Annotated in this window: 13 protein-coding genes; all 13 read left to right on the top strand. The window is 70.5% G+C overall.

Annotated elements, in window-relative coordinates:
- Window positions 1–12: 12 nt before the first annotated feature.
- The 13 genes from AB0C03_RS26605 to AB0C03_RS26545 all read left to right on the top strand — a co-directional run bounded on the left by AB0C03_RS26605 (window position 13) and on the right by AB0C03_RS26545 (window position 12,128).
- A complete protein-coding gene (locus AB0C03_RS26605) occupies window positions 13–339 on the top strand; it encodes an antibiotic biosynthesis monooxygenase family protein (protein WP_357639583.1) in 327 nt (108 codons plus the stop codon).
- Window positions 332–1,954 carry an FAD-dependent oxidoreductase gene (locus AB0C03_RS26600; protein WP_210857529.1) on the top strand — a complete coding sequence of 541 codons (1,623 nt, stop codon included), beginning with the start codon at window positions 332–334 and terminating at the stop codon, window positions 1,952–1,954. The genes AB0C03_RS26605 and AB0C03_RS26600 overlap by 8 nt, the downstream gene beginning before the upstream one ends.
- 4 nt (window positions 1,955–1,958) lie before the next feature.
- Complete coding sequence (locus AB0C03_RS26595) at window positions 1,959–2,300, top strand: TcmI family type II polyketide cyclase (RefSeq protein WP_124861433.1); 342 nt, start codon at window positions 1,959–1,961, stop codon at window positions 2,298–2,300.
- Entirely contained in the window at window positions 2,297–3,304 is a 1,008-nt protein-coding gene (locus tag AB0C03_RS26590; RefSeq protein WP_357639579.1) for a class I SAM-dependent methyltransferase, read from the top strand. Before AB0C03_RS26595 ends, AB0C03_RS26590 begins: the two co-directional genes overlap by 4 nt.
- A 2-nt stretch (window positions 3,305–3,306) precedes the next feature.
- Entirely contained in the window at window positions 3,307–3,768 is a 462-nt protein-coding gene (locus AB0C03_RS26585; RefSeq protein ID WP_081883721.1) for a cupin domain-containing protein, read from the top strand.
- Entirely contained in the window at window positions 3,765–4,022 is a 258-nt protein-coding gene (locus AB0C03_RS26580) for an acyl carrier protein (protein WP_030329356.1), read from the top strand. Before AB0C03_RS26585 ends, AB0C03_RS26580 begins: the two co-directional genes overlap by 4 nt.
- A gap of 4 nt (window positions 4,023–4,026) precedes the next feature.
- The gene (locus AB0C03_RS26575) at window positions 4,027–4,497 is read left to right on the top strand and encodes an SRPBCC family protein (protein ID WP_357639576.1); all 471 of its coding nucleotides are present in this window, start codon (window positions 4,027–4,029) and stop codon (window positions 4,495–4,497) included.
- Window positions 4,494–6,155 (top strand): acetyl-CoA carboxylase carboxyltransferase subunit alpha, encoded by a 1,662-nt coding sequence (locus AB0C03_RS26570; protein WP_210857531.1) that lies wholly within the window; start codon window positions 4,494–4,496, stop codon window positions 6,153–6,155. Before AB0C03_RS26575 ends, AB0C03_RS26570 begins: the two co-directional genes overlap by 4 nt.
- Window positions 6,142–6,579, top strand: a complete 438-nt coding sequence (locus AB0C03_RS26565) for an acetyl-CoA carboxylase biotin carboxyl carrier protein (RefSeq protein ID WP_030329351.1) — start codon at window positions 6,142–6,144, stop codon at window positions 6,577–6,579. Before AB0C03_RS26570 ends, AB0C03_RS26565 begins: the two co-directional genes overlap by 14 nt.
- A gap of 2 nt (window positions 6,580–6,581) precedes the next feature.
- Window positions 6,582–7,967 carry an acetyl-CoA carboxylase biotin carboxylase subunit gene (locus tag AB0C03_RS26560; protein WP_357639572.1) on the top strand — a complete coding sequence of 462 codons (1,386 nt, stop codon included), beginning with the start codon at window positions 6,582–6,584 and terminating at the stop codon, window positions 7,965–7,967.
- 82 nt (window positions 7,968–8,049) lie between these two features.
- Window positions 8,050–9,585, top strand: coding sequence for a peroxidase family protein (locus tag AB0C03_RS26555; protein ID WP_357639569.1), 1,536 nt, complete (start codon window positions 8,050–8,052; stop codon window positions 9,583–9,585).
- A 105-nt stretch (window positions 9,586–9,690) separates the two neighbouring features.
- Window positions 9,691–11,136 (top strand): adenosylhomocysteinase, encoded by a 1,446-nt coding sequence (ahcY, locus tag AB0C03_RS26550; RefSeq protein WP_210866521.1) that lies wholly within the window; start codon window positions 9,691–9,693, stop codon window positions 11,134–11,136.
- A 14-nt stretch (window positions 11,137–11,150) separates the two neighbouring features.
- Window positions 11,151–12,128 carry a carbohydrate kinase family protein gene (locus tag AB0C03_RS26545; protein ID WP_030329347.1) on the top strand — a complete coding sequence of 326 codons (978 nt, stop codon included), beginning with the start codon at window positions 11,151–11,153 and terminating at the stop codon, window positions 12,126–12,128.
- Window positions 12,129–12,151 lie beyond the last annotated feature (23 nt).

The following is a 12,151-nucleotide window of genomic DNA, read 5'->3' as shown; positions in this document are numbered from 1 at the left end:
AGGAAGCCCGCAATGGCACACATCGGCATCGACCAGCCGGTCGTGACGATGGTCAACGTCTTCACCGTCGAGCCAGCCAACCAGCAGAAGCTCGTCGACATCCTGATCGAGGCGACCGACATGGTGATGTCCAAGGTGGACGGGTTCGTGTCGGCGAACATCCACGCCAGCCTCGACGGCACCCGGGTCGTCAACTACGCGCAGTGGAAGAGCGAGGAGCACTTCACCGCGATGCTGCAGAACCCCGAGGTTCATCCGCACTTCGGCGAGGTACGCGCGATCGCCACGCCGGAACGCCACCTCTACAAAGTCGTCTACACGGAGGACGCTCATGTCTGACGGAAGCACCGACGTCCTGATCGTCGGCGGTGGCCCGGTCGGCCTGTCGACCGCGCTCTTCCTGGCCCGTAAGGGGATCCGGCCGATCCTGGTCGAACGTCGGCCCCGGCTGTCGACGATCCCCCGCGCGACCGGTCTGCACGCCCGCACGGTGGAGATCTTCCGCACCGTCGGCCTGGAGCCGGCCGTGCAGGAGGCCGGCATGAAGATCGTCGGGCCGGGCGCCGAACTCGACCTCGTCCGCGCCGGCCGCGCCACGCCACTGGTCATGCTCGGCGCCCAGTCGCTGGCCGACCTCCACAAGTCGTTCGTCATGGAGGCCCACGACGTCGACTACGACGCGTTCACCCCGAGCTGGCCGATCTGGTGCGGCCAGGACCACTACGAGCCGCTGCTCTTCGACGCCGCCGTCGAAGCGGGCGCGGAGATCCGCTTCCAGAACGAGCTGGTCGGGCTGGTCCAGGACTCCGACGGCGTGACAGCGACAGTCAACGACAACGGCACCACCCGCACGATCCGGGCGCGTTACGTCGTCGCGGCCGACGGCGTGAAGAGCCCCGTCCGCGACATGCTCCAGATCGGAAACCGCAGCAACGGTGTCGCCGGGAACTTCGTCAGCATCATCTTCCGCGCCAAGGTCGACCTGCCCGACACCGCACCACGGTTCACCCTGATCTACCTGATGAACCAGCTGGCCCAGGGCCTGCTGCTCTTCATCGAGCCGGGGCGGTGGATGTTCGGCGTCAACTACTACCCCGAGCGGGGGCAGTCGCCGGCCGACTTCACGCCGGAGCGCTGCGTCGAGCTGGCCCGGATCGCCGCCGGCGACCCCGAGCTGGAGGTGGAGGTCGAGTCGGCCCAGCCCTGGGACGCGCGGCACATGGTCGCCGACGCGTACCGGTCGGGGCGGGTCTTCCTCGCCGGCGACGCCTGTCACGCGCATCCCCCGGCCGGTGGCTTCGGCGTCAACGCCGGCATCCAGGACGCGCACAACCTGGCGTGGAAGCTCGCCGAGGTGCTCCAGGGGCACGCCGACGAGAGCCTGCTCGACTCCTACGAGGCCGAGCGTCGTCCGGTCGGCGCGGCCACCGCCGACCAGGCGTGGATGCTGTTCCGCACCCGGGGGCAGCTCGCCGACGAGGACAAGGCCGCCTATCGGGACTTCGTCATCGTGACGATGGGCTACCGCTACACCTCGAACGCGATCGTCGGCGCGCCCGCCGACACCGAGCTGCTGCCCCGCGAGCTGAGCTTCACCGGCCAACCCGGATCGCGCGCGCCGCACGGCTGGGTCGACCACCACGGCAGCCGGGTCTCCACGATCGACGTGCTGACCGAGGGCTGGACGCTGGCCACCGCACCCGGCGACGACACGTGGCTCGCGGCGGCCGAGACCGTCGCCTCGCAGACCGGCGTCCCGATCCGGGCACTGACCGCCGGCCCCGACGGCGACCTCGCCGACGACGGCTCGTGGCTCGCCAGCTGTGGCGTCGGCACCGGCGGCGCGCTGCTGGTACGCCCCGACGGCATCGTCGCCTGGCGCAGTGCCGGCCCGGTGGACGACAAGGCGCAGACCCTGGCCGCCGCCCTGGCCACGATCCTGCGGGGGGCGTGAGCAGATGTCCTACCGCGCCCTCATGGTCATGCGGATGGCCCCCGGTCACGCCGACGCCGTCGCCGAGCTCTTCGCCGAACACGACAAGGGCGACATGCCCCACGTCGTCGGCATCTCGCGGCGCACCCTCTTCCGCTACCAGGACCTCTACATGCACCTGCTCGAGGCGGACACCGACGTCTTCGACAAGCTCCTCGCGGCCCGTGCCCGCGCGGACTTCCAGGAGGTCAACCGCCGCCTCTCGGCCTACCTGCAGCGCTACGCGCCGGACAGCATGACCGAGCTGCAGGACTCGTTGGCCACGCCCTTCTACACCTGGAGCCCCGAGACAGGGAGCATCACGTGACGCTGACCCGCCGCGACATCAACGACATGATGCAGGCATACAAGAAGACGAGCCTGCTGCGTACCGGCGTCGAGCTGGGCGTCTTCGACGCCCTGGCCGCGGGCCCGGCGACGGCCGGTGGGCTCGCCCCGAAGCTCGGCATCCACCCGCGCGGCGCGCGCATCCTGCTCGACGCGCTCACCGCGATCCGCCTCACCGACCGGACCGGCGAGCACTTCTCGCTCACCCCGGCGGCCGCCGACCACCTGGTGAGCACCCGTCCCGACTACCTGGGCGGGATGGTCAAGGTGATGTCGAGCGACTGGGAGTGGGACGCGCTGCGCGACCTCAGCGCCGCCGTACGGGAGGGCGGCACCGTCCTGGACGTGCACGCCGAAACCCCGGAGTACAGCTACTGGGAGGACTTCGCCGCGTACGCGACGAAGGTCGCCCAGCCGACCGCCGAGGTGATGGCCGAGGCGCTCGCGCCGTGGGCGAAGGAGCGCGCCGAGCTCGACATCCTCGACGTCGCCTGCGGCCACGGCGTCTACGGTTACACGCTCGCGCAGCACAACCCGCAGGCGACGGTGACCTCGTTGGACTGGCCCAACGTGCTCGCCGTGACCGAGAAGCACGCCGAGCGGCTCGGCGTACGCGACCGGGCGTCGTTCCTGCCCGGTGACATGTTCACCACCGATCTCGGTGGCCCCTACGACGTCGCGCTGCTCACCAACGTCACCCACCACTTCTCCGAGGAGCGGGTGCACGAGCTGGTGAACCGGCTCGGTTCCGTGGTCAAGCCGGGTGGCCGGCTGGTCATCGTCGGCTTCACCACCGGCGACGAGTCGCCGGCGCTGGACCCGGCGCCGTACCTCTTCTCGGTGCTGATGTTGGTCTGGACCTTCGAGGGGGAGTCGCACTCCGTCGCCGCCTACAACCGGGCCCTCGCCGCGGCGGGCTTCGGCCCGGCCACCGTCCACCCGACGGACCTGCCGTTCCGCGTGCTCGTCGCAGAGAAGGGATGACCATGCATCGGCAACCGGTAGTGAAGGTCGCCGCCACCGACGTGCCCGGCATCAACCGGATCGGCGGCGAGGTGCGGATCCTGCTCAGCCCGAAGACCGTCGACGCGACGGAGGGCTTCATGGGCACGGTCCGGCTGGAGCCGGGCGAGTTCCTGGCGGAGCAGTACAACCCGTACTCGGACAAGTTCTGTTATCTGGTGCGCGGCGAGGTGGTGATCCGGGTCGACGGCACGGAGGTCAAGCTCGCGGCCGACGAAGCTCTCATGGTCCGTCGCGGCCAGCGGCACCGCATCGTCAATGCCGGTGGTGAGACCGCGCTGATCGTGTTCCAGATCAGTCCGCTCGCACCCCGCCCCGAACTGGGCCACGTCGACACCGAGGAGGTCCCGCACCCCGAGTCGCCGGTGCCGCAGGTCGGCGGCGTCCGCGACGGGTGGCAGCGACCGACGGGAGGAAACTCATGAGCCAGCTGACCCTCGACGACCTGCGCCGGATCCTGGAGAGCAGCTCCGGCGTGGTCGAGCAGACCGACTGGGCCGACCCGGCGACGCTCGACGCGCCGTTCGAAGACCTCGGCTACGACTCGCTCGCGCTGCTGGAACTGGCGGCGCGGGTGCAGCAGGAGTACGAGGTGCGCATCCCCGACGACGCCGTGTCGATCATGCAGACGCCCCGGCTCGCCGTCGACTACGTCAACCAACGACTCGCGGATCGGTGAACCCATGGCCGGACACACTGACAACGCGGTCGTCATCAACGCACCGTTCGACCTCGTCTGGGACCTGACCAACGACATCCCCAACTGGCCCTCCCTGTTCAGCGAGTACGCCAGCACGGAAGTGCTCTCGACGTCCGCCGACGGGGCCGTCGTCTTCCGCCTGACGATGCACCCCGACCCGGCCGGCCGGGTCTGGAGCTGGGTCTCCGAGCGGGTGCCCGACCGCGCCGACCGGGTGGTGCGGGCCCGACGGCTGGAGACCGGCGCGTTCAAGTACATGAACCTGTTCTGGGAGTACACCGAGATCCCGGACGGCGGCGTGCGGATGCGGTGGGTGCAGGACTTCGAGATGCGCCCGGGCGGGCACGCCGACGACGAGGGCATGACCGCCCACCTCAACCGGACCACACGTGAGCAGCAGGCACGCATCCGGGAGATCGTGGAGAAGGCCACGGCCGAACGCGGGCAGTCATGACCGCCACCGTCAACACGCCCGTCGGTAAGAGCTGGCTGGTCTGCCCGGGTTGCCGGGCGCTGCTCTACCAGCGCCGTGTCGAGCGCAACCTGGGCGTCTGCCCGGAGTGCGACCACCACGACCAGGTCACCGCGCACCAGCGGATCGAGCAGCTCTTCGACCTCGACTCGGTCGAGGAGCTGCCCCCGGTCGGCGCGTTCGGTGATCCGCTCGGGTTCGTCGACACCAAGCCCTACCCGCAGCGGCTCGAAGCCGCCCGTCGGCGTACCGGGCTGGACGAGGCAGTCGTCTGTGTCCGGGGCACTGTCGAGGGGCAGCCGCTGATCGCCGCGGTGATGGACTTCCGGTTCCTCGGCGGCAGCCTCGGCGCGGGTGTCGGTGAGCGGATCACCCGGGCCGCCGAGTTGGCACTGGAGACCCGTACGCCGCTGTTGATCGTCAGCGCCTCCGGCGGTGCCCGGATGCAGGAGGGCGCCCTGTCGCTCATGCAGATGGCCAAGACCAGCGCGGCGCTCGGTGCCCTCGACGAGGCGGGGGTCCTGACGATCTCGCTGGTCAGCGACCCGACCTACGGTGGCGTCGCGGCATCGTTCGCGACCCTCTGCGACGTCATCCTCGCCGAGCCGGGGGCACGCCTCGGCTTCGCCGGGCCGAGGGTGATCCAGCAGACGCTGCGCCAGCCACTGCCGGCCGGCTTCCAGACCGCCGAGTACCTCTTTGCCCGCGGCATGCTCGACGACCTGGTACCCCGGTCGAACCTGCGGCCGACCATCGCCCGGCTGCTGGCCTTCGCGGCGGCCGGGCCGTTCACCCCGGAGCACTCCCGGGTACGGGCGACCGCGCCCGCCGACCCGGCGGACCCGTGGACGGTCGTGGCACGGTCCCGTGCTCTCGGTCGCCCCTCCACGCTCGACTACATCGGCCACTTCGTGGACGGCTTCGTGGAGCTGCACGGCGACCGGCTCGCGAGTGACTGCCCGGCGATCGTCGGCGGCGTCGGCCTGATCGACGGGCGGCCGGTCGTGGTGATCGGCCACCAGAAGGGCCACACGGTCGCCGAGGTGGCCAGCCGCAACTTCGGCATGGCGACACCGGCCGGCTACCGCAAGGCGGCCCGGCTGATGCGCCTGGCCGAGAAGCTCGGCGCGCCGATCGTGACGCTGATCGACACACCCGGCGCCTACCACGGCATCTCGGCGGAGGAGAACGGGCAGGCCCTCGCCATCGCCGACAACATCCGACTGATGGCCGGGCTGACGGTGCCGGTCGTCGCGGTGGTGACCGGCGAGGGCGGCAGCGGGGGTGCGCTCGCCCTCGGCGTCGGCAACCGGGTGCTGATGCTCGAGAACGCGACGTACTCGGTGATCAGCCCGGAGGGTTGCGCCGCGATCCTCTGGAACGACTCCGGCCGGGCCGACGAGGCCGCCGCACAGCTCAAACTCCAGGCCGGCGACCTGCTCGCGCTCGGCATCGTCGACGGGGTGGTTCCCGAACCGCCCGGCGGGGCGCCGGCCGATCCCGGTGCGACCGCGTCGGCCGTACACCGGGCGGTCGTCGACGCGTTGGCGGAGCTGGCCGGTCTGCACCGCGAGGAGGTGCGGGTCCATCGCCGGGCCCGCTTCCGACAGATCGGAGGTGTGACGAATGCCGGAGGGTAACGCCGACCCGCTGGACGCCGCGGTCCGCAGCCTCGCGCGGCTGATCGGATCGACGCCAGGCCCGGTCCGTCGCGCCCGACTCCAGCACGGCGACCTGGTGGTCGAGGTGGAGTGGCCGGACGGCGCGGCTGTGGTGGCGGCAGCCCCGGCGGCCCCGCCGGTGGAGGCCGACGCCGGGCTGCACTACGTGTGCGCGCCGATGGTCGCGACGCTCTACCTCGCGCCGTCGCCCGGCGCCGACCCGTTCGTTCGGGAGGGCGACCAGGTCGTGGCCGGCCAGCAGGTCGCGATCCTGGAAGCGATGAAGATGATGATCCCGGTTGAGGCCGACCGTGCGGGCGAGGTCGTGAAGGTACTGGTGCCCAACGCGACTCCGGTCGAGTACGGCGAGCGGCTGATCGCCTTAGCTGTGTCGGAGGACTGACGGTGTTCGAGTCGGTGCTGATCGCCAACCGGGGCGAGATCGCGGTCCGCATCGCGCGGACCTGCCGGGAGATGGGGCTGCGGACAGTTGCTGTCTACTCGACAGTCGATCGCGACTCTGCGGTGGTGCGGTTGGCGGACGAGGCCGTCCAGATCGGGCCGGGCCCGAGCCGGCGCAGCTACCTGAGCGCCCCGGCCATCATCGAGGCGGCCCGCCGCACGGGGGCCGACGCGATCCACCCGGGTTACGGCTTCCTCTCCGAGGACCCGGACTTCGCCGAGATCTGTGCGGCCGACGGGATCACGTTCATCGGGCCGCCGCCCGCCGTGATGGCCGCGCTGGGCGACAAGGCCCGGACGCGGGGCATCATGGCGGGCCTCGGCCTGCCGGTGCTTCCCGGCACCACCGACGCCGTCGAGTCGGCCGCCCACGCCCGCGCGGTGGCGGAGGAGATCGGCTTTCCGCTGATCATCAAGGCGGTCGCCGGCGGTGGCGGCCGGGGCGTTCGGGTGGTCCGCGACCCGGCCTCGTTCCTGGGCGAGTTCGCCACCGCGCGGGCCGAGGCGCAGCTGCTCTTCGGCGACAACCGGGTCTACATCGAGCGTTACCTCGAATCGGCGCGCCACGTCGAGGTGCAGGTGCTCACCGACCGTTACGGCAACGGCGTCCACCTCGGCGAGCGCGACTGCTCGGTGCAGCGGCGTCACCAGAAACTGATCGAGGAGTCACCCGCGCCCGGGTTGCCGCAACACCTTGTCGACCGGATGACCGCCGCCGCGGTCACCGGCGCGCTCGGCGTCGGCTACGTGGGCGCGGGCACGTTCGAGTTCCTGGTCGGCGGCGGGGACGACTTCCACCTCATGGAGGTCAACTGCCGCCTGCAGGTCGAACACCCGGTCTCCGAGTTGGTGACCGGCGTCGACCTGGTGCGGCAACAGATCCTCGTCGCGGCCGGCGAACGGCTCGCACTGACCCAGGCCGAGGTGGTGCCACGTGGTACGGCGATCGAGTGCCGCCTCAACGTCGAGGACCCGGCGCGCGGCTTCGTTCCGACACCGGGTGAGCTGACCCGCTTCGACCTGCCCGGCGGGCCGTTCGTCCGCGTCGACACGCACGGGTACGCCGGCTACCGGGTGCCGGCCGACTACGACTCGCTGCTCGCGAAGGTGGTCGTCTGGGCGCCTGACCGGACCCAGGCGCTGGCCCGGATGGCCCGCGCCCTCGACGAGTGCGCCGTCGAAGGGCCGGGTGTGGCCACCACCCGCGACTTCCTCCGATCGACGCTCGACCATCCGCTGTTCCGCGCCGCCAAACACGACACCTCGCTTGTCGACACCATGCTCACCGGTCTCCAGCCGGACACCACCGAAGCTCCAGAGCGCCACTAAGGGAAGGGTTCACACTGCTGCCGGTTCGCGGGTTTACCGCCCGTGCGTCCACGCGGGCGCCCGCGGACGGAAGGTGGCCGACATGGCAATTGGCAACGCTTCTCCAGGTGTCAGCCGACGGCGACTGTTGGCCGGAGTCGGCGCGGGCGCGCTCCTCGCCGGCACCGGGGGAGTCCTGCTCGACGCGGCGCCGGCGGCGGCCGCGTTCTCCAACCGGTTCGGTCGGATGTTCCCGTCGTTACCGGCGTTCGGGTCGGCGACGACCCAGATGCGGAACGCGCTGATCGACCTGTCCCGCGTCGGTGGCCCGATGGACGCCCGCGACCCGCTCGGTGTCGGCGCCGAGGCCCTCTCCGACCTGCAGCAACACAGCATCAACAACCCCGACAACTTCTCGGTCCCGCAGGGCATGACGTACTTCGGGCAGTTCGTCGACCACGACCTGGCCTTCGAGACGACGGCGCCGCTGGGCACGCCGGTCGACCCGACCACGGTGCCCAATCCCCGGACGCCGGCCCTCGACCTCGACTCGCTCTACGGTGCCGGACCGACCGGGAACCCGGAGCTGTACACCTCATCCGACCCCGCCAAACTCAGGATCGAGTCGGGCGGGCGCTTCGAGGACCTGCCGCGCAACTCCAGCGGTAAGGCGATCGTCTTCGACCCCCGCAACGACGAGAACCTGCCGATCGCGCAGATCACTGCCGCGTTCATCCTCTTCCACAACCGGGTGGTCGACCTGGTGCGCGCCCAGGGCACAGCGGAGTCGCAGGTCTTCGCCGCCGCCCGCAGGCTCGTCACCTGGCACTACCAGTGGATCGTGCTCAACGAGTTCCTCCCGCTGATCGCCGGCCCGGGCGCGGTCTCCACAGTGCTCAGCGGAGGCCGGCGCTTCTACCGTCCGGAGCCGAACGCGACATTCATCCCGGTCGAGTTCACCGCCGCGGCGTTCCGCTTCGGCCACAGCCAGCCGCGACCGGCCTACCTGGTCAACCGCACCGGCAACGGCGGCGACGAGTTCTACGCCATGCTCTTCGACTCGGCGCTGGGCGGCGCCGACCCGGCCGACCTGCGCGGCGGGAAGCGGGCCGCCCGCCGCTACCTCGACTACCAGTTCTGGTTCCAGTTCTTCGACGGCCAGGTGCGCTGGAGCAAGTGGATCGACGTGCGCAACTCGACGCCGCTGTTCGGTTTCCCGCTGCCACCGCCGCCGTCCGGCTCGCCGTCTGCCAACCTGCTCGGCCGCGACCTGCTCCGGCAGTTGACCTTCGGCATCCCGTCGGGCCAGCGGATCGCCGCGCACATCGGGGCGCCCGCGCTCGGCAGCTTCAACTTCCCCGAGCTCAGTGGGTACGGCCTCGGCCTGGACGCCAACACCCCGCTCTTCTACTACATCCTCAAGGAGGCGCAGCTCCAGGCCGGCGGCGGCTCGTTGGGCGCGGTGGGTGGGCGGATCGTGGCGGAGGTGCTCATCGGCGTCGCCCAACTCGACCCGGCGAGCTACCTGACCGTGCAGCCCAGCTGGCGCCCGACCCTGCCCGCCCGCTTCTCCGGCCAGTTCACGATGGCGGACCTGCTCACGTACGCCCGGGTCGACCCGGCCAGCCGCAACTCCTGACAGCTCCTGCGCCGCACCCGGGCTCCAGGCGGCCCGGGTGCGGCGCATGAGCACCGTTGAACCGGACTCCAACGGTCCTCGACGCCGCTGGGGGAGGGTGCGGGCATGACTGGCAACTTCAGCGATTTCAAGGTGGCGGACCTGTCGTTGGCGGCCTTCGGGCGTAAGGAGATCGAGCTGGCCGAGCACGAGATGCCGGGGTTGATGTCGATCCGGAGGGAGTTCGCCTCGCGGCAGCCGCTGAAGGGTGCGCGGATCACCGGCTCGCTGCACATGACGATTCAGACGGCGGTGCTGATCGAGACGCTGGTGGCGCTCGGCGCGCAGGTCAGGTGGGCTTCCTGCAACATCTTCTCGACCCAGGACCACGCGGCGGCAGCGATCGTGGTCGGTCCGGCCGGCACCCCGGACGCCCCGGCGGGCGTCCCGGTCTACGCCTGGAAGGGCGAGACCCTCGACGAGTACTGGTGGTGCACCCAGCAGGTGCTGCTCTGGCCGGACGGGCAGGGCCCGAACATGATCCTCGACGACGGTGGTGACGCCACGTTGCTGGTGCACAAGGGTGCCGAGTTCGAGGCGATCGGGGCGGTGCCGTCGCCGGAGAGCGCGGACTCCGAGGAGTACGAGGTCATCCTCGGTGTGTTGACCCGGTCGCTGCGGGAGGACAACCGTCGCTGGACGCGGGTCGCCGCCGGGATCAGGGGCGTGACCGAGGAGACCACCACCGGTGTGCACCGGCTGTACGAGATGCAGCAGGCGGGGAACCTGCTGTTCCCGGCGATCAACGTCAACGACTCGGTGACCAAGAGCAAGTTCGACAACAAGTACGGCTGCCGGCACTCGCTGATCGACGGGATCAACCGGGCCACCGATGTGCTGATCGGCGGGAAGGTCGCCGTCGTGTTCGGTTACGGCGACGTTGGTAAGGGCTGCGCCGAGAGTCTGCGCGGTCAGGGCGCGCGGGTCATCGTGACCGAGGTGGACCCGATCTGCGCCCTGCAGGCGGCGATGGACGGCTACCAGGTCGCGACCATCGATGACGTTGTCGAGACCGCTGACATCTTCGTGACCGCGACGGGCTGCTTCAGTGTGATCACCAACGAGCACATGGCCCGCATGAAGCACCAGGCGATAGTGGGGAACATCGGTCACTTCGACAACGAGATCGACATGGCCGGTCTCGCGAAACGCGGGGACGTCGAGCGGATCACGGTGAAGCCGCAGGTGGACGAGTGGCGGTTCGCGGACGGCCACTCGATCATCGTGTTGTCCGAGGGGCGGCTGTTGAACCTCGGCAACGCCACCGGACATCCGAGCTTCGTGATGTCGAACAGCTTCGCCAACCAGACCATCGCGCAGATCGAGCTGTTCACCCGCACCGACCAGTACCCGGTCGGTGTCCACACCCTCCCCAAGCACCTGGACGAGAAGGTCGCCCGACTCCACCTCGCCGCGTTGGGTGTGCGCCTCACCGAGCTGACCAAGGAACAAGCCAACTACCTCGGTGTCCCGGTCGAGGGGCCCTACAAGCCCGACCACTACCGCTACTGAGAGGGCCCGTCCGCATGATCGCCGTATCCGGTTCGATCGCGACCGACCATCTGATGCGCTTCCCGGGGCGGTTCGCCGAGCAACTCGTCGCCGGCAGCCTCGACACCGTCTCGCTCTCGTTCCTCGTCGACGACCTCGTCGTCCGTCGCGGCGGTGTCGCTGCCAACATCGCCTTCGGGCTGGCTCAACTCGGGCACCGGCCGGTGCTGCTCGGCGCGGTCGGTGGCGACTTCGGCGACTACCGCAGCTGGCTGGAGCGCAACGGGGTCGACTGCTCGGAGGTGCAGGTCAGCTCCATCGCACACACCGCGCGGTTCATCTGCACCACCGACACCGACCTCTGCCAGATCGCGTCGTTCTATCCGGGTGCGATGGGCGAGCCCGACCGGATCAGCCTCGACGGTGTCGCCACCCGGGCCGGCGGCCTCCGGCTCGTCATCGTCGCCGCGGAGAATCCGGACACCATGCTCGCCCGTGCCGCCGCCTGCCGCCGACTGGGCCTGCCCTTCGCCGCCGACCCGTCGCAGCAGCTGGCCCGGATGCCGTCGGCCGACATCGAGGCGATGATCACCGGTGCGCGCTATCTGTTGACGAACGAGTACGAGGCGGCGCTGCTGGAGTCGAAGACCGGCCTGAGCGAGGACGACATCCTGCGCCGGGTGGGCGTGCGGGTCGTGACCCTGGGCGCCAACGGGGTACGGATCACCGGGCGCGACGGCGAGTTCCTGGTCCCGGCGGCGCGGGTGGGCGCCATCGTCGACCCGACCGGCGTCGGCGACGGCTTCCGGGCCGGCTTCTTCGCCGCGCTCGCCGCGGACCTGCCCATCGAACGGGCGGCACAGGTGGGCTGCGTGCTGGCGGCGCACGTGCTGGAGGTCGAGGGCCCGCAGGAATACACCGTCGACGCCGACGTTTTCGAGCGCCGCATCGTCGAGTCGTACGGCAGTGAGGTCGCGGTCGACGTGCGCGCGTTGGGCCTGGCGCCGGTCTGACCGGGCCGGCCGGCGGCGCTGAC

The sequence above is a fragment of the Micromonospora parva genome, from assembly GCF_040649675.1.
In the GTDB taxonomy this organism is placed as follows: Bacteria; Actinomycetota; Actinomycetes; order Mycobacteriales; family Micromonosporaceae; genus Micromonospora; species Micromonospora parva.
This window is presented reverse-complemented; position numbering and strand designations above follow the sequence as displayed.